This is a genomic window from Microbacterium sp. NPDC019599 (genome assembly GCF_040632175.1).
In the GTDB taxonomy this organism is placed as follows: Bacteria; Actinomycetota; Actinomycetes; order Actinomycetales; family Microbacteriaceae; genus Microbacterium.
Genome location: NZ_JBEYBL010000004.1, coordinates 34822 through 55992, shown reverse-complemented (window position 1 = coordinate 55992; position 21171 = coordinate 34822). Strand labels below are relative to the sequence as shown.

General features: G+C 70.2%; 22 protein-coding genes. 8 read left to right on the top strand and 14 right to left on the bottom strand.

Annotation, left to right across the window (positions count from 1 at the left end; genetic code table 11):
- Positions 1–22: 22 nt before the first annotated feature.
- The 5 genes from ABZ477_RS09120 to ABZ477_RS09100 all read right to left on the bottom strand — a co-directional run bounded on the left by ABZ477_RS09120 (position 23) and on the right by ABZ477_RS09100 (position 4067).
- Entirely contained in the window at positions 23–1099 is a 1077-nt protein-coding gene (locus tag ABZ477_RS09120) for a VanZ family protein (RefSeq protein ID WP_360131228.1), read from the bottom strand.
- 18 nt (positions 1100–1117) lie between these two features.
- Complete coding sequence (locus ABZ477_RS09115) at positions 1118–2017, bottom strand: TerC family protein (protein ID WP_360131226.1); 900 nt, start codon at positions 2015–2017, stop codon at positions 1118–1120.
- 74 nt (positions 2018–2091) lie between these two features.
- Entirely contained in the window at positions 2092–2646 is a 555-nt protein-coding gene (locus ABZ477_RS09110; protein ID WP_360131223.1) for a hypothetical protein, read from the bottom strand.
- Positions 2647–2704: 58 nt separating this feature from the next.
- On the bottom strand, positions 2705–3688 hold the full coding sequence (locus ABZ477_RS09105; protein WP_360131220.1) for an SRPBCC family protein: 984 nt from the start codon (positions 3686–3688) through the stop codon (positions 2705–2707).
- A gap of 1 nt (position 3689) precedes the next feature.
- Entirely contained in the window at positions 3690–4067 is a 378-nt protein-coding gene (locus tag ABZ477_RS09100; protein ID WP_360131217.1) for a metalloregulator ArsR/SmtB family transcription factor, read from the bottom strand.
- A 100-nt stretch (positions 4068–4167) separates the two neighbouring features.
- Here ABZ477_RS09100 and purL point away from each other — a divergent pair, with 100 nt between their 5' ends.
- The 4 genes from purL (at position 4168) to ABZ477_RS09080 (ending at position 8710) form a co-directional block, all read left to right on the top strand.
- A complete protein-coding gene (gene purL / locus ABZ477_RS09095; protein WP_360131214.1) occupies positions 4168–6522 on the top strand; it encodes a phosphoribosylformylglycinamidine synthase subunit PurL in 2355 nt (784 codons plus the stop codon).
- A gap of 18 nt (positions 6523–6540) precedes the next feature.
- Positions 6541–6675 (top strand): hypothetical protein, encoded by a 135-nt coding sequence (locus ABZ477_RS09090; RefSeq protein ID WP_360131211.1) that lies wholly within the window; start codon positions 6541–6543, stop codon positions 6673–6675.
- Positions 6676–6753: 78 nt separating this feature from the next.
- Entirely contained in the window at positions 6754–7731 is a 978-nt protein-coding gene (locus ABZ477_RS09085; RefSeq protein WP_360131208.1) for a TolC family protein, read from the top strand.
- Positions 7732–7783: 52 nt separating this feature from the next.
- Positions 7784–8710: a hypothetical protein gene (locus ABZ477_RS09080; RefSeq protein WP_360131206.1), complete on the top strand. Its 927-nt coding sequence runs from the start codon at positions 7784–7786 to the stop codon at positions 8708–8710.
- Here the strand turns inward: ABZ477_RS09080 and ABZ477_RS09075 are convergent.
- Both ABZ477_RS09075 and ABZ477_RS09070 read right to left on the bottom strand, forming a co-directional pair.
- Entirely contained in the window at positions 8707–9789 is a 1083-nt protein-coding gene (locus tag ABZ477_RS09075) for a 1-acyl-sn-glycerol-3-phosphate acyltransferase (RefSeq protein ID WP_360131203.1), read from the bottom strand. The two genes, ABZ477_RS09080 and ABZ477_RS09075, sit on opposite strands and share 4 nt — an antisense overlap.
- The gene (locus ABZ477_RS09070; RefSeq protein WP_360131200.1) at positions 9786–10661 is read right to left on the bottom strand and encodes a patatin-like phospholipase family protein; all 876 of its coding nucleotides are present in this window, start codon (positions 10659–10661) and stop codon (positions 9786–9788) included. The genes ABZ477_RS09075 and ABZ477_RS09070 overlap by 4 nt, the downstream gene beginning before the upstream one ends.
- A 128-nt stretch (positions 10662–10789) precedes the next feature.
- On the opposite strand from ABZ477_RS09070, the gene ABZ477_RS09065 reads away from it, so the two are divergent.
- From ABZ477_RS09065 to ABZ477_RS09055, 3 genes are read left to right on the top strand one after another with little or no spacing between them, the layout of a single operon-like run.
- Positions 10790–11173, top strand: a complete 384-nt coding sequence (locus tag ABZ477_RS09065; RefSeq protein WP_360131197.1) for a GntR family transcriptional regulator — start codon at positions 10790–10792, stop codon at positions 11171–11173.
- Positions 11170–12087, top strand: coding sequence for an ABC transporter ATP-binding protein (locus ABZ477_RS09060; RefSeq protein WP_360131194.1), 918 nt, complete (start codon positions 11170–11172; stop codon positions 12085–12087). Before ABZ477_RS09065 ends, ABZ477_RS09060 begins: the two co-directional genes overlap by 4 nt.
- The gene (locus ABZ477_RS09055; RefSeq protein WP_360131191.1) at positions 12084–12770 is read left to right on the top strand and encodes a hypothetical protein; all 687 of its coding nucleotides are present in this window, start codon (positions 12084–12086) and stop codon (positions 12768–12770) included. The genes ABZ477_RS09060 and ABZ477_RS09055 overlap by 4 nt, the downstream gene beginning before the upstream one ends.
- 59 nt (positions 12771–12829) lie before the next feature.
- On the opposite strand, the gene ABZ477_RS09050 is transcribed toward ABZ477_RS09055, so the two are convergent.
- Positions 12830–13126 (bottom strand): chorismate mutase, encoded by a 297-nt coding sequence (locus ABZ477_RS09050; RefSeq protein ID WP_360131189.1) that lies wholly within the window; start codon positions 13124–13126, stop codon positions 12830–12832.
- A 64-nt stretch (positions 13127–13190) separates the two neighbouring features.
- Here ABZ477_RS09050 and ABZ477_RS09045 point away from each other — a divergent pair, with 64 nt between their 5' ends.
- A complete protein-coding gene (locus tag ABZ477_RS09045) occupies positions 13191–14363 on the top strand; it encodes an AI-2E family transporter (protein ID WP_360131186.1) in 1173 nt (390 codons plus the stop codon).
- Positions 14364–14372: 9 nt separating this feature from the next.
- Here the strand turns inward: ABZ477_RS09045 and ABZ477_RS09040 are convergent, their stop codons facing one another.
- The 6 genes from ABZ477_RS09040 to ABZ477_RS09015 all read right to left on the bottom strand — a co-directional run bounded on the left by ABZ477_RS09040 (position 14373) and on the right by ABZ477_RS09015 (position 21055).
- A complete protein-coding gene (locus tag ABZ477_RS09040; protein WP_360131183.1) occupies positions 14373–16919 on the bottom strand; it encodes a LuxR C-terminal-related transcriptional regulator in 2547 nt (848 codons plus the stop codon).
- 209 nt (positions 16920–17128) lie between these two features.
- A complete protein-coding gene (locus tag ABZ477_RS09035; RefSeq protein WP_360131180.1) occupies positions 17129–17521 on the bottom strand; it encodes an SHOCT domain-containing protein in 393 nt (130 codons plus the stop codon).
- 119 nt (positions 17522–17640) lie between these two features.
- The gene (locus tag ABZ477_RS09030) at positions 17641–18015 is read right to left on the bottom strand and encodes an SHOCT domain-containing protein (protein WP_360131177.1); all 375 of its coding nucleotides are present in this window, start codon (positions 18013–18015) and stop codon (positions 17641–17643) included.
- Between the two features lie 2 nt (positions 18016–18017).
- Entirely contained in the window at positions 18018–18449 is a 432-nt protein-coding gene (locus ABZ477_RS09025) for a DUF6325 family protein (RefSeq protein ID WP_360131174.1), read from the bottom strand.
- Positions 18450–18597: 148 nt separating this feature from the next.
- The gene (locus ABZ477_RS09020; RefSeq protein ID WP_360131171.1) at positions 18598–19767 is read right to left on the bottom strand and encodes a beta-propeller fold lactonase family protein; all 1170 of its coding nucleotides are present in this window, start codon (positions 19765–19767) and stop codon (positions 18598–18600) included.
- A 1-nt stretch (position 19768) separates the two neighbouring features.
- Positions 19769–21055, bottom strand: a complete 1287-nt coding sequence (locus tag ABZ477_RS09015) for an adenylosuccinate synthase (protein WP_360131168.1) — start codon at positions 21053–21055, stop codon at positions 19769–19771.
- Positions 21056–21171 lie beyond the last annotated feature (116 nt).

Below are 21171 nucleotides of genomic sequence, written 5' to 3'. Positions count from 1 at the left end.
TCCCGTCGGGGACGACTCCTCCCTAGCGGCTCGCAGACGAGGGCTCACGAGCCTCCCGCACGTCCGTCGGCACCTGCCGGCTCGCGATCCCGGGCAGGCCGCGTCCCTTCGCCGTCGCGAGCGCGAGCACGATCGAGGCGAGCACGAACACCATCGAGACGGGGTTCGCTCCCTCCGTCGGCGCCGTGAGCACCTGGTAGCCGCCGATGCCGGCGAAGAAGCGGACGACGCCCGCCCAGAACGGCGGGAGTGTCGTGCCCCGGTAGGCGAGCTGCATCGCGTGGTCGCCGATCGTGCGGCCCGTCGCGATGGCGACCGATCCGGTCACGGCGAGGGCTCCCAAGGTGGAGCACGCGTCGAGCAGCCCGTTCGATGCGACGAGCGCCTCCCTCCCGCCCGTGACGTAGACGATGGCCGAGACCGGGAGTGCGATCGTGAGCCCGAGGAGGTACACCGAGACCCAGTCGCACACCATTCCGAGGGCGCGCCGCCACTTCGTGACGGGCTGCGGCGCGCGGGCGTCCGCCGGGTCGGCGCGCCCCACGCGCCACGCGCGGGGCAGTGCGAGTGAGAGGAGCGAGCCGAGCACGGCGCCGATCGTGTTGGTGAGGAGGTCGTCGACGTCGAACACGCGGTACGCGCACGGGTAGATCCCCCACACGCCCGTCAGCTGCGTCAGTTCGATGAGCAGCGACAGCGCGAGGCCGGCCACGAGCGAGACCACGACCCCGCGGTTCCACATGACCCGCACGAAGACGCCGAGCGGGAGGAACAGCACGACGTTGAGGAACAGCTGCATGACGGCGGGGTCGGCGAGCGCGTGGCCGGGCGCGCTCGCGCCCCGAAGGTCGCGCACGAACTGCAGCGGATCCAGTTGAAGGCCGGCGCAGTCGATCGCGCCCGGTTCGGGGAACGGGGCGAGCGTGTAGATCCAGATCGACATGCCGTAGACGAGCATCGCGAACGGCACCAGGATCCGGGCTGCGCCGAGCCGTCCGTGACGGCGGTGCGCGATCGCGACGTACGGCACGAACACGAGGAAGGCGACAGCGACGCCCAGGCTCACCGCGAGGACCGCGAGGAGCACTTGCTGCTTCACTGCCGCCGCCTCACGACGTCAGCCGAGGCCGGCGCGATCCTCGGAGCCCGGGTCGACCTCGCCCTCGACGGGCTTGGCCGAGAGTCCCACGGCGCCCGCGCCGGGCGACTTCGACAGGGCCGCGCCGACCGCGACCGACTCGTCGATGTCGGGGTAGCTCGGGCGCAGCTGGACCGTGACGCGCTTCTTCTGCTCGCGCCGGGCCTTGTTGCGCGCGTACGTGAGGTTGAGCACCTCGACGAGGACCGCGAACGCCATCGAGCCGTAGATGATCGCCTTGTCGACCTTGACGTGGAAGCCCTCGGCGACGAGGAAGGCCCCGATCAGCATGAGGAACGAAAGTGCCAGCATCTTCACGGTGGGGTGCTTGTTGACGAACGCGAAGATGAAGCGCGATGCGAAGAGCATGATGCCGAACGACAGGATGACGACCGAGACGATGATCGCCATGTTCGACGTCATCCCGACCGCCGTGATGACGGAGTCGAGCGAGAAGACGATGTCCAGCAGCAGGATCTGCGCGATGACCGAGCCGAACGTGATGGTCTTCGGAGCCTGGCCGTCGTGATCCTCCTCGACGCCCTCGAGCTTGTGGTGGATCTCGGTGACGGCCTTGTAGATCAGGAAGAGACCGCCCGCTATGAGGATCATGTCCTTCCACGAGAAGGCGATCCCCAGGATCGTGAAGACGGGCTCGGTCAGCGTGATGATCCACCCGGCGAAGAACACCAGGATGACGCGGATGATCATCGCGAGCGTGAGCCCGAGGTTGCGCGCCCGCGCCTGCTGCTCCTTGGGGAGCTTGGAGGCCAGGACAGAGATGAAGATGACGTTGTCGACGCCGAGCACGATCTCGAGGACGAAGAGCGTCAGGAAGATCGCGATGTTCTCAGGAGTGAAGGCGATGCTGAAGTCCACAGCGCCATGCTAGGGGCGATGTCGTCCGAGCCCATGGAGGGGTCGGATCCGAACCGCCCGTGACGGGCGAGGAATCACCCCGGCAGCGTCTGTCCTGCGGCGATGGCCGCCCACGCACCGACCGCGAGGAAGACCGGCGCGCCGAGCAGTCCGCACCAGAAGCTGCGGGCGACGTCGTCCGAGGGGATGAACGCGGCCGCGAGGGCCGCCGCGGTCAGCAGCACCGCCGGCAGGAACAGGAACGGCTGGTGGAAGACGGGGGCGAGGGCGAAGAAGTGGATGCCGACGACTCCGAGCACGATGGGGGCGATGAAGTCCGACATCCCGGCGCGGATCACGAAGAACGCGACGATCCCCGCACCGATGAACTCGACCCAGAACACGACGACATACAGGAAGAACTCCGGTGTGCCGGGCTCGATCGCCGTGGGCGTCCCCCACAGGTGCACCGTGAGGACGATGCCCACGGCCGCGAGCGCGAGTCCGGCGAGACCCAGCGCTCCGAGCACGACGCGCCACACCGCACCACGCGGCGGATGCTCCTGCGCCCAACCCGCCCAGACGAAGGCCGCGAGACCGAAGATCGCCGCGATCAGCGCGAGGTCGCGCGGGTACCCGACATCGACCATGGCGGCACTCTACCGAGGCACCGAGCCCCGGACCGCGCCGGTCCGGGGCTCCCGCGGGTCAGCCGACCTTCTCGAGGACTCCCTCGAGACGCGCGTAGCTGGCCTCCATGCCGTCGGTCATGCCGGTGGCGAGCACCATGTCGCGGGTCTCCTTGTCGGGGTACTCGATGAGGAGCGTGATGAGCGTCGCGCCGTCCTCCTCCTCGAGGCTCAGGTCGTTGAGCGTCGACGGGAACTCCGTCCCCGTCATGTGCTCGGTCGTGACCGCCCGCCGCGGCGCCTCGGACAGCAGCGTCTCTCCGTCGAAGCCGAAGGCCTCACCCGGAGCTCCGTCGACGGGCTCCCACGCGTAGCGGTACCGGCCGCCGACGGACGGGTCGACCTCGCACACCGACATGCGCCAGCCGTCAGGTCCGAGCAGCCACTGCTTCATGAGCTCGGGCTCCTGGTGCGCACGCCACACGAGGTCGCGCGGACCCTCGACGAGCCGCGTGATGCGGACGTGCGTGTCGTCGATGACCTCGGTCTGCGTGCCCTTGCCCGACGCGTAGTCGCGGAGGCTCTGCAGGACGCGGTCGAGCTGGTTGATGGCCATCGTCGAGCCCTCGACCGCGCCGAAGGCCACGACCTGCTCGAGCGCCTCGGCCGACGCGAAGTACGACGTGTTGACCAGGCGCGAGCCGGTGTCGGTCGGCTCGAACGCGAAGACGACCCGCATGACGGGCATCCCGTCCAGCGGCGCGCCGTCCTCGTTCGCGAAGTTGTCGAGCACCGTGAACCCGCGCGGGGCGTTGATCTCGAGGAACTCCCACGACCCGTGGGACCTCTCGCCCTGGGGGCTGGTCATGTAGTACTTCGCGTGCCCGCCGACCTCGAAGTCGAACGACGGGAAGGATGCCGGCCATCCCGGCGGGCCCCAGAAGCGCTCCAGCTGGCTCGGGTCGGTGAAGGCCTTCCAGAGCCGCTCGACGGGAGCGGCGAAGTCGGCCGTGAGCGTCATGGTGAGCGCTTCGGCGTCGGTGGTGACGTCGGTGACGGGCATTTCAGTCTCCTTCTTCGGTGGTCGGTGGCTGTGCAGAGCCGGCGGGGTCTTCGGCGAGGAGCACGTCGAGGCGGTCGACGCGGGCGCGCCAGAGGGCCTCGAAGCGGTCCAGCAGCGCGCGGGCCCGGGCGATCATGGCCGGATCCGCCCGGACGAGGCGCTCGCGCCCCTCTGCCCGCTTGACGACGAGACCGGCGGCCTCGAGCACCGCGACGTGCTTCTGCACCGCGGCGAACGACATGTCGTAGTCGCGCGCGAGTGTCGAGACCGACTGCTCGCGCTCGATCGTGCGACGCAGGATGTCGCGCCGCGTCGCCGCGGCGAGCGCGTGGAAGATCCGGTCGACCTCATCGTCTTCGAGCTCCATTTGTACAACCATTTGGTTGTACATTAGCCCGGGCTCCAGCATCCGTCAACCCCTCCGCGGCCCCAACTAGACTGGGACGGTCCGGCGCCCGCGATTCCTGGAGCTCAGCCGCATGACCATCCCCACTTCGTCCACCTCGGTGCGCCCTGTCGCCGACACCGTCGAGAACGCCGCCTCCACTCCTGAGAAGGAGCAGCCGTATGCGGCGCTCGGTCTCAAGCCCGACGAGTACGACCAGATCAAGAGCATCCTCGGCCGCCGCCCCACGTCCGGCGAGCTGGCGATGTACTCGGTGATGTGGAGCGAGCACTGCTCGTACAAGTCGTCGAAGATCTACCTGCGCCAGTTCGGCCAGAAGGTCTCGGACGAGATGAAGACGCGCCTCATGGTCGGCATGGGCCAGAACGCCGGCGTCGTCGACATCGGCGAGGGCTGGGCGGTCACCTTCAAGGTCGAGTCGCACAACCACCCGAGCTACATCGAGCCCTTCCAGGGCGCCGCGACGGGCGTGGGCGGCATCGTCCGCGACATCATCTCGATGGGCGCGCGCCCCGTCGCCGTCATGGACCAGCTGCGCTTCGGCGCCATCGACGACCCCGACACCGCCCGGGTGGTCCACGGCGTCGTGAGCGGCATCTCGTTCTACGGCAACTGCCTGGGCCTGCCCAACATCGGCGGCGAGACGGTCTTCGACGCCGTCTACCAGGGCAACCCGCTCGTCAACGCGCTCGCGGTCGGCGTCCTCCGCCACGAGGACCTCAAGCTCGCCAACGCCTCGGGCGCCGGCAACAAGGTCGTGCTCTTCGGCGCCCGCACGGGCGGCGACGGCATCGGCGGCGCCTCGATCCTCGCCTCCGACACGTTCTCCGAGGGCGGCCCCACGAAGCGCCCGGCGGTCCAGGTCGGCGACCCCTTCGCCGAGAAGGTGCTCATCGAGTGCTGCCTCGAGCTGTACCAGGGCGAGCTCGTCGAGGCCATCCAGGACCTCGGCGCGGCCGGCATCTCGTGCGCGACGAGCGAGCTCGCCGCCAACGGCGGCTCGGGCATGCGCGTCGACCTCGAGAAGGTCCTGCTGCGCGACCCCTCGCTCACGCCGGAGGAGATCCTCATGAGCGAGAGCCAGGAGCGCATGATGGCGATCGTGGCGCCCGAGAAGCTCGAGGCCTTCCTCGCCGTGACGACGAAGTGGGATGTCGAGACCTCGGTCCTCGGGGAGGTGACCGGCGACGGGCGCCTGCAGATCTTCTGGCACGGCGAGCAGATCGTCGACGTGGACCCGAGCACCGTCGCGGTCGACGGTCCCGTCTACGAGCGCCCCGTCGCGTACCCGACGTGGATCGACGCCCTGCGCGACGACTCCGCCTCGGCCCTGCCCCGCGCCAGCGACCCCGACACGCTGCGCGCGCAGTTCACACAGCTCGTCGCAAGCCCCAACCTCGCCGACGTCGACTGGGTCACCAACCAGTACGACCGCTATGTCATGGGCAACACGGCCCTCTCGTTCCCCGACGACTCCGGCATGGTCCGCGTCGACGAGCACTCGGGCCTCGGCTTCGCGATCGCCACGGACTGCAACGGCCGCTTCTGCCAGCTCGACCCCTACGAGGGCGCCAAGCTCGCCCTCGCCGAGGCGTACCGCAACGTCGCCGTCACGGGCGCGATCCCGACCGCCGTCACGGACTGCCTCAACTTCGGCAGCCCCGAGAACCCCGAGGTCATGTGGCAGTTCTCGCAGGCGGTCGAGGGTCTGTCGGACGGATGCCTCGAGCTCGGCATCCCCGTCACAGGCGGCAACGTGTCGTTCTACAACCAGACCGGCGACGTCCCGATCTTCCCGACCCCCGTCGTGGGCGTCCTCGGGATCATCGACGACGTCGCGCGCCGCATCCCGTCCGGCTGGCAGGACGAGGGCGAGAACGTCTACCTCCTGGGCGTCACGGCGCCCGAGCTGAGCGGCTCGGCATGGGCCGGCACGGTGCACGGCCACCTCGGCGGGCGTCCGCCGGCCGTCGACCTCGGCGCCGAGAAGCGCCTCGCCGAGCTGCTGCACGCGGCCTCGCTGCAGTCGCTCGTCTCGAGCGCGCACGACCTGTCGTCGGGCGGCCTCGCGCAGGCCCTCGCCGAGGGCGTCATGCGCTTCGGCATCGGCGCACGCGTGTGGCTCGACGAGCTCATGGAGCGCGACGGAGTGGATGCTGCGACCGCCCTGTTCTCGGAGTCCACGGGCCGCGTCATCGTGACGGTGCCGCGCGAGGACGACGTGAAGTTCCGCGGGCTGTGCGAGGGCCGGGGCTACCCCGTCCTGCGCATCGGCGTCACCGACGCCCCCGGCGATGGGGATGAGCCCGCGCTCGAGGTCCAGAACCTGTTCACCGTGCCGCTCGCCGAGCTGCGCGCTCTGTCCGGCGCGACGCTGCCTGCGGCGTTCGGTCCCATCGTGGCCGAGCCGACCGGCACGCGTCTGTGACCGCCCTAGACTGAGCCCATGGCGCAGGACGACGACTACTCAGGCCTGAACGACGCACGGCAGAAGCGCGTGAAGGTGGTCGCCTGGGTCGTCATCGCGAGCCTCATCCTCGTCGGCGGCGGCGCGACGGTGCTCGCGCTCCTGTTCGGCTGACAGCATCCGGATGCTGTCCAGCCGATGATTCGGCGGATCCCCAGCCCGTCCCCCTCGATGCGGGACTAACATGACGGCGTGGATCCGCTCTGGGCGACGATCGCAGAAGTGTGGTGGATCGCGCCGGTCGCGGCCGGAGCGGGGGTGTTCGCGATGCTCGGACTGAAGCATCAGCGTGCCGTCGACGCGCGCCGGCTCGAGTACGACGCCGCCCGGCTCGAGCTCGCCGACGCGCGCACTCGGGCGCGTGCCGCGCGCAGCGCCCTGAAGCTCGCCCGCGCGCAGCTCTCGCTCGCGCAGGCCGAGCGCGCCGCCGGTCGCGGAGGGGCGCACGACGTCGCCGCCGCACGGCACGGTCTGCAGTCGGCCGAGCGTGCGACGCGCGCCGCGGCGGCGGACCTGCGCGTGCGCCGCGCCCGCGTGAGCACGGCCCGCGCGGGCCTCGCCGCGACGTCTGACCCGGCGCATCGCCCGCTCGCCCGCGTCACGGCTCTGCACGATTCGCTCACGGCGCGCTGGATGGAGTACGAGACCGACCCCGCCCGCGTCATCATGTTCCCCGTCATGAGCGATGCGCGCGTGCCCGAGACGGCGGCGCACTTCGTCGCCCGCGCCGAGGCGCAGCGCCTTCGCCCCGGCTCCGCGACGGCGCGCATCACCCCCGTGCAGTTCGCCGAGTACCGCAACGCCGTCGAGCACCTCGCGCGCACGTTCGAGGCCGCCGAGCGCGAGGCCTGGCGTCAGGCGCGAGCGAGCGGCATGGCTCCGCCCGAGCCGCGGGCCGATCCCGTCGCGCAGTGGTCCGACGCGGCGCAGGAGTTCCTCGCCCGCTCCACCGAGGCGATCGCGCGCGCGAGCGAGAGCGCGGCCGCGCTGGCCGCCCGGTTCGGCGTCCGTCCGACCGTAGGAGCCGACGAGGACCGCCGCGACGAGCCCGGCCCCGGGGCATCCCGCCCCGCACCTTCGCCTTCGCCCGCGCCATCGGCACCCGCACCGGAGCCGGTCCGGGCCGTGTGGCCCGTGCCTGCGCGGGGCGCTCAGCGCCCGGCATCCTGATCGCTTGCCTGGAGCCGGTCTCATCGAGCGGTGACGCGGCTACCATGACAGGGTGGAGCCGCTTTTCGAGTTCCTCGGGAACTTCTGGTGGCTGGCGTTCCCGCTCTTCGGGGTGCTGGCGTCGATCGGGAGCGCCTGGGAGCGTGCTGCGCGCCACCGTCATCGGCGGCGCCTCGAAGTGCTGCACGCCAAGGCCGAGCTGAAGGCCGCGCAGGCGGCCGCGCGAGGCCGCGCGACGTATCCGCTCACGGGCCCCGTGACGCAGCCCGCCACCACGCCGATGCCCGTGCCGCATCGCGAGCCGGCGGTTCCCTCCTCCGCGAGCCAGCTCGAGCGCCTCTTCGCGGCGCACGACGCCGTCACGGCCCGCTGGCTCGAGTACGAGCTCGACGTCGCGAAGCTCATCGCCTTCCCGGCCATGAGCGATGGCCGGCAGCCCCTCACGGCGGCGTTCCTGCGTGCGAAGAAGTTCGCCGACGGCCTGCGTCCCGCCTCCCCGAAGGCCAAGCTCACCAAGGCGCAGTTCGCCGAGTACCGGGATGCTGTCACCGACTACGAGGTCGCGTTCGAGGTCGCCGAGCGCGATGCGCGGCGCATCAAGGACTCCGGCTTCACGGATGTCGAGCGCAAGCGCCTCGACACCGCCAAGCAGCTGCTGACGGTCGCGATCGACCAGGCCGCGACTCCGGCCGAGCGTCAGCTCGCGTACAAGCGGGTGCGGGAGGAGCTCGACGGTCTCATCTCGCTGTCGGACGAGGCCATCGTCGTGCTCGAGAAGCAGGTCGCGCTCGAGCTCACGACCGGCCCGCAGCCCGCCTCGGCGCCTTCCGCCGGGCCCGACGCAGCCGCTCCCCCGGCGGCCGGCGCGCCGCAGCCGGTGCGAGCGCCCGCCTCTGCCCCGCGCCAGACCTGGCCCGTGCCGTCGCGCACGTCCGACACGGCGCCCGGCCGGATCGTCCACCCCAAGCCGCGCCCCTAACCCGCCGGGGAGGCCGCCTCGGGCTCGGCGTGCTCCGTGATCCACGCGTCGATGCGCTCGAACCAGCCGAAGAGCCACTCGGCCTGGGCGTCGCGGTCCTCGGGGATGTCCGCGCGCGCAACGCGCCACGCGCGCATCGTGATGCCCTTGTCCATCGGCAGCTCACGCCAGATGTCGGCCATCGTGACGAGCCGGTCAAGGCCCGTGTGCGCGATGAAGACGACGTCGGCGTCGACGGATGCCGCGAGCGCCGCATGCATGCCTCCGGGCTGCGGCGCCATGACGTGGATCATCGCCTCGGCGCGGTCCGCGAGGGCGTCCCGTCCCGACGCGCGGAGGCGCTCGATGCGGCTGCGGCGCCGGGTCGAGGTCATGTTGCCGCCCTCGGGGAAGATGACGAAGGCGTCCTCGGGGCCCATGCCCGACGCGAGGTCGCGCAAGCTGTCCTCGACCGAATGCCCTCCGCCGGCGTGCTTCTTGCCGAAGCCGGACGGCACGATGAAGCGCGTCGGGATGCGGTTGAGCAGCACGTCGACGGCCGGATCCCACTGCATCGTGTACTTCAGCACGATCCGCGGCATCCGGTCGACGTCGTTGAGCAGCGTGTTGACGATGATGAACGAGTCGCCGGGGCCCGCGTGCCGGCTCGCGACGACGAGCGGTGTGCCGGGCGAGAAGAGCGCGTCGAAGGCGGCGGCCGCGGCATCCGGATCCGGATCGTCGCTGCCCCGGCGCGCGATCGTGAGCCGCAGCACGGTGCCGAAGATCTGGAAGAGGATCTCGAGCCCGCGGGCACCGAGCCGGTAGTGCGCGCGGCGGAACGCCGGGGATTTGATCCTCCAGCCGAAGCCCGACGCGACCCACAGCGCGAACATGACGACGAGCAGCGCGGCGTCCCACAGCAGATACACCGTCACGAGCCAGAGCACACGCGGCAGGCGGAAGCGGCCGGGGACGAGCGAGGTCAGGCCGATCGCCCCGAGCAGCCACAGCGGGATGGTGACGACCATGACGAGCGAGATCACGATCACGAGCGGCGCGATGATGACGCGCCGCACCCACACGGGGGGCAGCTTCACGATGACGGCCTCTCCGCCGCGAGTGGCGGCATCCCCCGCTCGAACAGGAAGTCCCGGCTCGCCTCGTACGCCTGATCGATGCGCAGGCGCACGGTGTCGAGCTTGCGGTACGCGCGCATCGAGTCGTCGCCGTGGAGCGAACCGCCGCTGGGCAGCACGAAGAGGTCGACGGCATCGGGGAGCGTCGCGACGTCCCGCGCGAACCGGTGGCGTCGCGCGATCTCGAACGCGACCCGGGCCGTCTCGACGGCGGTGGTCGGCGGTTCGAGGGCCGTCTCGACGCGCCCCACCTGCAGGACGAAGATGCGGGTCGCTCCGGCGTCCACCGCCTGCTCGATCGGGATCGAGTTGACGATGCCGCCGTCGATGAAGTGCTCGTCGCCGATGCGCGTCGCGGGGAAGAGCCCTGGGACCGACGCCGACGCGAGGATCGCAGGGATGAGCGGCCCGGAGTCGAACACGTGCTCGGCGGCGCGCTCGATGCTGGCCGCGACGACCTGCAGGCGCACCTCGAGGTCTTCGAATCGGGATGCTTCTCCCAGTCCCGCCTCCAGGAGCCGCTGCAGCGGCGCGGGTGAGTTGAGATGCGTCTTCGTCTTGACGAGCCGGCTCAGCTGCACGATGAGCGAGTCTCCGTACACGGCGTTGGCCTCCGGAGAGGTCCACGCGTGCAGGAGCGTGTCGATGACGCCGAGGGTCGGATCGTTCGCGATCAGTGCGCCGTTGATCGCGCCGATGGAGGTCCCCACGATGAGGTCGGGACGGATGCCGGCCTCGAACAGGGCCCGCACCATGCCGATCTCGACGGCACCGCGCACGCCTCCCCCACCCAGCACGAAGGCGGTCTGCCCCGTCGCGGCGCCTTCTCGCATCGCGGTGCCCCCTTTGCTCCCTGTGAACCTATCGCGCTCCCCGGGCCTTCGAACGCAGATCTTGACAGCATCCGATTTCTGTTGCATGGTTACGTAGTCAAGTAAGTAACCGACCAAGCGGAGTCAGAGTGATCGAAGAAGGCCGGGCGCTCTTCCTGCAGATCGCAGAGAGCGTCGAGGACTCGATCGTCGAGGGCGCGCTCGCTGAGGAGAGCCAGGCGCCCTCCACCAACGAGCTCGCGGCGTTCTATCGCATCAATCCGGCGACGGCGGCGAAGGGAGTCGCGATGCTCGTCGACAAGGGCGTGCTCTACAAGCGCCGGGGGATCGGCATGTTCGTCGCGCCGGGCGCCCGCGATCGCCTCCTCGCCGAGCGGCGCTCCGCGTTCGCCGACCGCTTCGTCGGACCCCTCGTCGCAGAGGCCCGCAAACTCGGACTCGGTCCCGACGAGCTCGCAGATCTCGTCCGTGCGCGCGCCGCCGCGCCCGCCATCGAAGGAAGGACATCATGACCACCCCCGCCACCGTCATCGAGGTCGAGCGTCTCACGAAGCGGTACCGCGACACGCTCGCCGTCGACGACGTGAGCTTCACGATCGAGAAGGACCGCATCTACGGCCTGCTCGGACGCAACGGCGCCGGCAAGACGACAGTCATGTCGATCCTCACGGCGCAGAACTTCGCCACGAGCGGCGAGGTCCGCGTCTTCGGCGAGCACCCGTACGAGAACGCCCGAGTCCTGCGGCGCATGTGCTTCGTGCGCGAGAGCCAGAAGTACCCCGACGACGCCCGCCCCGGGCACGCGTTCGCAACCGCCAGGCTGTTCTTCCCGAACTGGGACCAGGAGCTCGCCGACCGGCTCATCGTGGACTTCCAGCTGCCCATGGGCAAGCGCATCAAGAAGCTCTCCCGCGGCCAGCTCTCGGCCGTCGGCGTCATCATCGGCATCGCGTCACGGGCCGAGATCACGTTCTTCGACGAGCCGTACCTCGGCCTCGACGCCGTCGCGCGACAGATCTTCTATGACCGGCTGCTCGCCGACTACACCGAGCATCCGCGCACCGTCATCCTCTCGAGTCACCTCATCGACGAGGTCGCGAACCTCATCGAGCGCGTGCTCGTGATCGATCGGGGCCGCATCATCATGGACGAGGAGACGGATGCTGTCCGCGACCGTGCCGCGAACGTCGTGGGCGACACGGCTGCCGTCGAAGCCTTCGTCCGCGGCCGCGAGGTCATCCACCGCGAGAGCCTCGGCCACGTGTCGTCGGTCACGGTGCTCGGCGCGCTGAGCCCCGAGGACCACCGCGAACTCGCCGCGGCGGGTCTCGACGTCGCCCCCGTCTCGCTGCAGCAGCTCATCGTCCGCACCACCCAGCACGCGTCGGACGAACGGGCCGCCGCCCAGGAAGGAGCCCTCCGATGAACCGCACCGTCAACGTCGTCCGGATGCAGCTGGTCAACCGCCAGACCTTCGTCTGGATGCCGCTCATCATCCTCGGCGGCAGCTTCGCGCTCTCGCTGCTCGTGTACGCCATGATCCCGACCGACGCCCCGAAGTACGGCGGCGGCGCGCAGGCACCGCTCTGGTACCTGCTTGCGGTCGGCATCCAGGCACTCAGCCTCACGTTCCCGTTCTCGCAGGCCATGAGCATCACGCGGCGCGAGTTCTACCTCGGCACGCTGCTCACGGCGGCGGGTGCGGCGCTCACGCTGACCGCGCTGTTCATCGTCGGCGGCTACATCGAGCTCGCGACCAACGGCTGGGGGATGAACGGCTGGTTCTTCTACTTCCCCTGGATCTGGGAGGCCGGCCCCCTCGGCGCCGCCTTCTTCTACTCCGTCATGGCGATGCTCCTGTTCATCGTCGGGTTCTGGTCCGCGACGATCTACCGGCGCTTCGGCGGCACGATCCTCACGATCGTCCTCGTCGGCATCGGCCTGCTCTTCGTGGGACTGCTCTGGCTCGTCGGTCAGCTCGACGCGTGGGAGCAGGTCGGCCGGTGGATCACGACAGCGGGCGCCGTCGGCCTCACCGCCTGGGCGGCCGTGGCAGCCGTCGTCCTCGCCGGCATCGCCTACTTGACGCTGCGACGCGCGGTGCCCTGACCCGTCGTGGGGACGGATGCCTCGGCCCCTCGGGCCGGGGCTTCGGTCGTGTGAGGGGGCTACTGCGCGTCGGCGGCGGCGGTGTGGTGGCGGATCACCTCGGCCACGACGAAGTTGAACCACTTCTCGGCGAACTCGGGGTCGAGATCGGCATCCGTCGCGAGTGCCCGCAGCCGCGCGAGCTGCTGCTCCTCACGCGCGGGATCCGACGCGGGCATGCCGTGCTCGGCCTTCAGGACACCGACCTGCTTCGTACAGCGGAAGCGCTCCGCGAGCATGAAGACGAGAGCCGCGTCGATGTTGTCGATGCTGCTGCGCAGGCGCTGGAGCGACTGGGCCGGGTCTTCAGGGGTCATGGGACCTCACCCTATCGCGGCGACCCGCCCCCGATCCGACGCACCCGGGGCCTAGAGTGTGGCCATGACCGACGACCTCGCCCCATCGCAGCCCGCCTCGGCCGCGGCCGTTCCGGCGAACTCCGCGCAGGATGTCGCCGTTCCCGACGTGATCGTCGATCAGCCTCGACGCGAGATCTGGACGAACGTCGGGCGCCCCTTCGCGACCGGCTTGACGCTCACGATCGGCGGCCTCGTCGCCCTCGCGCTCGGCGTGGCATTCATGAACCTCTCGACGATCGTGATCTACATCGTCCTGGCGCTCTTCGTCGCCCTCGCGCTCGATCCCGTGGTGCACAGGCTGTCGCGGCGCCTGATGTCACGGACCTGGGCCATCGTCACGGTCTATTCTGTTTTCGCCATACTCCTAATCGTCTTCCTCTCGGCGGTGCTGCCGGCTCTGTTCTCCAACCTCAGCGCCTTCATCGCGAGCATTCCCAGCCTCATCGACAACTTCCAGGCATCGGACTTCTACGCGTGGCTGCAGGACACCTTCGGCGCGCAGGTCGGCACGATCCTCGAGCAGCTCGAGGACTTCATCACCAATCCCGCGAATCTCGCGGCGATCGGCAGCGGCGTGCTGAAGGTCGGCGTCGGCATCGCGACGGCGATCTCGGGAGGGATCATCGTCATCGTCCTGAGCCTCTACTTCCTCGCGGGACTGCCCGTCATGAAGGACACGCTCGCCCAGATGACGCCGGCCTACGGCCGCAAGACCGTCCGCGGGATGACGGAGGAGATCACCGGGTCGATCGGCGGCTACCTGACGGGCATGGTCATCCTCGCGTTCTGCAACTCCGTCGTCGCGTTCCTCCTGCACTTCTTCCTGAACCTGCCGTATCCGGGTCTCATGGCCCTCGCGGCGTTCTGCATCACGCTGATCCCGCTGATCGGCTCGGTCTGCTACTGGATCTTCGCGACGACGATCGCGCTCTTCACCGATCCGACCGCAGCCCTCATCTTCGCGATCGTGTACCTCATCTACATGCAGATCGAGGCATACTTCCTGACACCGAAGGTGATGAACAAGACCATCTCGGTCCCCGGTGCCCTCGTCGTGATCGGGGCGATGGTCGGCGGCACGCTCATGGGCCTGCTCGGCGCGCTGGTGGCGATTCCCATCACGGCTTCGATCCTGCTGATCATCAAGCGGGTCTTCATCCCGCGCCAGGACGCGAAAGTCGTCGCACCCCGCTGACGGAGTGCCTCAGGTGTATTGGCGCAGCGCCTCGCGGCGCGAGGTGACACCCAGCTTGCGGTAGATCGAGCGCTGGTGCGTCTTTACGGTGTTGACCGACACTCCGAGACGCTCCGCTATCTCGACGGTCGTCAGCGTCGTCCGCAGCTGCTCGAAGACGTCGCGCTCTCGCTCCGACAGGGCACCGATGCCCGAGCCTGACGCGCCCGGCCGCAGACACGAGAGCACGAACTCCTCGTAGCGCGTGCCCCATGCGACATGCGCGCCGAGCAGCTCGCGCAGCTCGGCATCCTGCTCCGAGAACAGCAGGCGGATCCCCTCGGGCTCGGCGAGCGTGAGCGCCTCTTCGCATAGCTCGTGCGCGGCATCCGCGCGCCCGGCGCTCCACTGGGCGAGGGCACTCGTCGTGAGGGTCGCGACCCGGATGTACGACACGGCGGCATACGGCGTGAGTTTGCGCAGGAACTGGAGCGCCTCACCATAGGCGCCCGCACGGCGCAGGATGCCGGCGACGAGGACGGCGAGCAGCGGCATCGTGGTCTCATCCGCCAGCCCGCGGGCGAGCTGCAGTGCGCGGTCGCGGTGGCCGACACCTTCCTCCAGGAGTGCGACGGCGAGCTGCCGGTAGCGAGGCCACGCGATGCCCTGCGTCTCCGTTCGCGGGAGGAACTGCAGCTCGAGCGCCGCCCGGCGGCACTGCCTCGGGTCTCCGGTCGCTGCCGCGGCCGCCGCCAGGAGGATGCGCGCGAGATCGGAGAACGCCCGTCGGCCCCCGCCGAACGCGATGACCCGGCGGAACTCCTGCTCGGCGCGCGGAAGATCGTGCGCCCAGAATGCGACGACACCGGCCGCGACTCCGCCGCTGCCGCCGATGTACGCGACCCAGGACGACTCCTCCGGGTCCTCGTCGGCGAGCGAGACGAGGAGCGGCCGCGCGGTGCGGAACTCGCCGGCCCACGCGAGTGCGTAGGCGAGGCACTCGCGGGCGCGACGGGCCAGCGCGCGATCGTCGACGGCCTCCGCCTTCCGCACGGCCGCCTCGAGCGTCTCGACGACCTGCTCGGGGTGAGCGCGCTGGACGAGCTCGGTCCACCCGATGAGGAATGTGATGGCGGCCCGCTCGCTCGCCGACGCCTCGCCCTCGACGAGCTGCGCTCGTGCGGCGGACAGGATGGCGCGCAGGCGCGAGCGGTCGTCGAGGAAGAAGAGCCGTGCGAGTTCGAGCGTCCGCTGTGCGTTCGCGTCGCTGGAGGCGCTCGTCGCAGCCCGTTCGAATAGCTCGCGTGCCGCGACGTGCTCGCCGAGCACCTCGCGCGCGCACGCACGCACGAGCTGGATGGAGGGGCTGTCCATGAGGGCGGGAGGAAGCGACAGGCAGGCGCGGTCGAGGGTGGCCGCAGCGCTCCCCATGACGAGCCGCACCCACGCGTCGAGGATCACCTGCGCCGCGGCTTCCGCATCACCCACCTCGAGCAGGTGTCCGACTGCGTCGAGCGGGCGCGCTTCGGCGAGCAGCATCCCGGCGTGGCGACGCATGCTCTCCAGACGTGCGGGGTCCTCCTCGGCGAGGAGCTCGCGACAGTGCCGCGCGAAGAGCGCATGCCAGCGGTATTCGACACCGCGTGGGCCGTCGTGCCGATCGAGGAAGAGCCCGAGGCGACGGCATTCCTCGAGCAGCCGCGCCGCATCGGTGCGTCCCGTGAGCGCCCCCGCGAGCCGCGGCGTCAGCTCGCCGCACACTGTCGCGTCGACGACGAACCGCGCAAGCTCGGGTTCGAGGGCCGAGAGGATGACGTCCCTGACGTATTCGCGCATGAGCCCGCCGGTGCGGACCGCTCCGCGCGCGCGGGTCGTTCCGCTCAGGAGGGCGAGCCGCACGGCGATCGGCCACCCCGCTGTGTCGGCGTGCACGGCCAGTGCATCGGCGGCGCTCGTCATCTCGCGCGCGAGCTCGACGACCTCCGCCTCGTCGAAGGCGAGCACCTCGGCGCCGACGACGGCGTCGGGGTTGCTCAGGATGAAGCGGGGGATCCGCGCCTCGAGGGCCGTCGTGCCGATGAGGACGAGCCGCAGAGCCGGGGGAGTGCGCGCGATGAGGGCGGAGAGGAGGCCCGACTCGAGACTCTCCAGCGCGCGCTGCGCGTCGTCGATGATGATTACGAAGGGCTCCGACACACCGGACAGCGCTGCCTCGAGACGGCGGCGCAGGTCGAGCGATCCCGCGACGGGTGCCATGCCGTACGAGTCCACCCCGGGGACGCTGTCGGGCGGCAGGACCGACTCGAGTGCCGCGACGATGCCCTCGTCGACGGAGCCTGCGTCGAGCGGATCGATCGCGAGCCACGCGACGAGTCGCGGCGAGGTCTCGGCCCACGAACTCATGATGGTCGTCTTGCCGAAGCCGCTCGGGGCGGTGACGACGGTGACGGGATGCTGCGCGATGACGTCGTCGATGAGCTGCACGAGCCCGGGACGCTGCAGCGTCGCGGGCTGGCGGAGCGGCGGGTTGTGCCTGCTCCAGACGACTGGCGACAGCGCGGACGGCGGCAATGTCATGCGCCCTCCTCCTGCCTGCTGCCGGCGCCGAGGGGGCGAGACCTCTGAACCGGTGCGGCCACGCAGTGATTCACACGGTACGAGTGACTGCGGGGATCGCTTTCGGGATTGTACCTCTCCGCTGTGACTGGTCCGGCACACCCGGGTCACCTTCGTGTAACGCGCAACGGCACCCCTCGCGATTCGAGGGGTGCCGTTGGTGAAGCGGGTCAGGCCAGGGCGCGAGCCTTCAGCGCGTCGTACTCCGCCTGCGTGATGGTACCGGCCTTGAGCAACTCGGCCGCCTTCGCGATCTCGTCGGCCGGGCTCGATGCCGAAGCCCCCGCGACCGACTGGATGTAGGCGTTGGTGGCCTCCTGCTGGCGCTTGGCCTCGGCCAGACCGCGCTCCTGCATGCCCGAGCCGCGGGCGATGAGGTAGATCAGCGCCGTGAGGAAGGGCAGGAAGATCAGGAAGATCACCCACACCGCCTTCCACCAGCCGCTCAGCTTGTGGTCGCGGAACAGGTCGCTGAAGATCGTGATGAGCACGAACAGGTACGCGACGAATGCGAAGATCCAGAAGAACCACAGCACGAGGTTCCAGAAGCCGCCGTCGAACATTTGGTTTCCTCCGATGAAAGACGAGTGTCGGGGTCGATTGGTTTCAGTCTCCCCCCTGACCGACCGGCGGGGCCGCCCGATCACCCCTTTCAGATGATCGGGCGACGCCCGTGATCAGGTCAGGAGAGGAGCCGGGCCTTCGCCGCCTCGAATTCGGCGTCGCTGAGGGCGCCGGCATCCCGCAGCGCCGACAGCTTCTGCAGGGACGCCACGATGTCGACCTCACCCGAGGGCGCCGCGGCGGCCGGAGCCGGAGCCGGAGCGGGCGGCGGAGGAGCGGCAGCGGCCATCTGCTGCGCGACCGCCTGCTGAGCCGCGGCGTTCATCGCCGCCTGCTGCTGGGCCGCCTGGTACTGCTGCTGCTCCCACTCCTCCTGCGCCTTGCGCTGCTGGCGGTTGTTCATGCCGTTGTTGACGGCGGTCGCGGTACCCGCGACGACGGCGGTGCGCGCGGCGAGGCCGACGAGGCCGGGGCGTCCCACTCTGCGGATCATGGCTACTCTCCTTCGTTCTCTTCGATGGCGTCGACGAGTGCGTTGACGATGGGGGCGGGGATGCGCTCGGACGAGAGCACGACGCCGCCGCTGGCCGCGAGGCTCTCCGCGAGCTTCCGGGCGTAGACGAGCTCGATCGCGACGACGGCGGCCGAGCCTCCGGCGGGGACCAGCTCGCCGAGGGCGTCGATGTCCTCGTCGCCTGTGATGCCGCTCAGCACGAGGTCGAGCGCACCGTAGTCGTCGGAGTCCTCCTCGATCTCGACGATCGAGACCTCGCCGTCCTCGGACTTCGAGACGAGCACGAAGTCCAGCACACGGACGATGCCCCCCTCGACGAGCTCGACGAGCGACGAGATGAATGCCGGATCGGGCTTCTCGCCCTCGAGGCCGAGCAGGAACAGCTCGACAGGTCCGTAACGGAAATCAGCCATTGTCTTCCCTTCTGAAGTCACGGGTCGAGGCTGCGGAGCGTCGCGTCGTGCACGGCGGGATGGGCCCCCCAGCGTCGGTCTCAAGCTAGTCCGGCGGGTGCGCGGCGGGTAGGGCTCCGCGGCGACGGATCACCCGCGGCGGGGGAGGTCAGCGGACGGGCAGCAGGCAGGTCGGCGACGGCGCCGCCGTACGGTGCCGCACCCGTCCCGGCACACCCGTGCGCAGGTCGATCCCCAGCGAGACGACCTCGTCGGCGAGCTGCCCTGCGACCAGCAGCGTGTCACGCACGACGACGTGGTGACGTGGCCAGTGCACCCCCGCCTCGACGAGCGCGAGGGGCTGGAGGGTCTCGCCCGCGCCGCGCACACGCACGACCGCGATCGTGTCGCTCCCGCGCACGCCTGCGTACAGCAGTCCGCCGTCGCGCGACGGCGCGAGCTCGGCCGCCGTGTCGTCGGGGAGGATGCCGGCGCCCAGGTGCGTCCCGCCCACGAGCCGCCACGTCGTCGGTGCCGCCGGATCCGGTGCGAGGACGAAGACCTCGTGCGAGAGCTCGGTCACGACGTATAGATGTCCGCTCGGGTGCCACACGGTGTGCCGTGGACCCGAGCCCTTGGGAAGCACGACCTCCTGCACGAGCGCCAGTCCAGAGCCTCGGACCCGCCAGAACCTCACGAGGTCCAGTCCCATGTCGGTCGTCGCGACGAGACCGCCGGGGAGGAACACCGCCTGATGCGCATGGGAGGGACGGGCGCCCGATGCCTCCGGCGTCGCGGCGGGCTCTTCGTGATCGGGCACGAGGTGCGCGTACTCCTCGCCCGCGGCCTCGCGCAGGGCGCGCGCCGCAGCCGCGAGATCCAGGTCCGGCGCCTCGGCCGGCGCCGGGCCCGCCCCGTGCGGATCCGAAGCGGCGGCAGCGATCACAGGCGCGGAAGGCCGGCCCGCGGCATCCAGCGACATCCGCACGACGCGGCCGTCACGCCAGCAGCTCGCCACGAGCGAGGAGCCGTCGGGAGCGACGGCGATGTGGCACACGGCTTCGCCCGCCTCGACGGGCGCGCCGAGGGGAGCGAAGGATGCCTCGCCCGTGCGGCGGAACGCCTGCGCCGTGCCGGCGCCCTCGAGCGCGGCGTACACGACGTCGAGCGAGGGGTGCGCGGTGAGCCAGGACGGCGAGCCGCCGGAGGCGACAGCATCCCCTGCGAATCCGAGGGGTCCGCCGGCGAGAGCGTCGTCGGCCGCACCCGCGAGCAGCACGCCGATCCCGGTCGCGGCGCCGTCCATGTCGGCGGAGTACCCGCCGAGCCAGAACCTCACGTCAGTCGACGAGGTCGTGGCGCACGACGACCTCGTCGCGGGCGGCCCCCACGCCGATCACCGAGATGCGGGTGCCGCTCATCGCCTCGAGGGCGAGCACATACTCCTGCGCCTCGCGAGGCAGGTCGTCGAAGGTGCGCGCCGTCGAGATGTCGTCCTTCCAGCCCGCGAAGTACTCCAGGATCGGCTTCGCGTGGTGGAAGTCGGACTGGTTGACAGGGATCTCGTCGAACCGCTCGCCGTCGACGTCGTACGCGACGCACACGGGGATCTGGTCGAGGCCCGTCAGGATGTCGAGCTTGGTAAGGACGATGTCGGTGATGCCGTTGATCCGCGTCGCATAGCGCGTGATGGGAGCGTCGTACCAGCCGACGCGGCGGGGCCGGCCCGTCGTCGTGCCGAACTCGAATCCGCGCGAGCGGAGCCACTCGCCCTGGTCGTCGAAGAGCTCGGTCGGGAACGGACCCGAGCCGACGCGGGTCGTGTACGCCTTCGCGATGCCGACGATGCGGTCCAGGCGGTTGGGCCCGACTCCCGAGCCCGTCGACGCGCCGCCCGCCGTCGCGGACGAGGAGGTCACGAACGGGTACGTGCCGTGGTCGACGTCGAGCATCGTGGCCTGACCGCCCTCGAACACGACGACGTCGCCCGCATCCAGGGCCTGGTTCAGCAGCAGGCCCGTGTCGGCGACCATGGGCCGCAGCCGGTCGACGTACGAGAGGAGGTCCTCCACGACGGCATCCGCCGCGATCGCACGCCGGTTGTAGACCTTGAGCAGCAGGTGGTTCTTCTGGTCGAGGGCGCCCTCGACCTTCTGCCGCAGGATGTTCTCGTCGAAGAGGTCCTGCACGCGGATCCCGACGCGATTGATCTTGTCGGCGTACGCAGGGCCGATGCCGCGCCCCGTCGTGCCGATCTGGCGCTTGCCGAGGAAGCGCTCCGTCACACGGTCCAGTACGCGGTGGTACTGCGTGATGATGTGCGCGTTGGCGCTGATCCGCAGGCGCGACGTGTCCAGTCCGCGCGCGTGCAGCGCCTCGAGCTCGTAGAAGAGCACCTCGAGGTCGATGACGACGCCGTTGCCGATGACGGGATTGACGCCGGGGGAGAGGATGCCGGACGGCAGCAGGTGCAGCGCGTACTTCTCGTCGCCGATCACGACGGTGTGGCCCGCGTTGTTGCCGCCGTTGAACTTGACGACCCAGTCGGTGCGCTCGCCGAGCAGATCGGTCGCCTTGCCCTTGCCCTCGTCTCCCCACTGGACTCCGACGATGACGATGCCTGGCATGAGACCCCCTGGGAGTTGCTGCGCCGTGTGCGCGGGACGGGCCCGACCAGTCTATCGAGAGGCCCACGCCACTCCCGGCGAGCGCCGGCTGCAGGAGCGGCGGAATACCGAGCGTG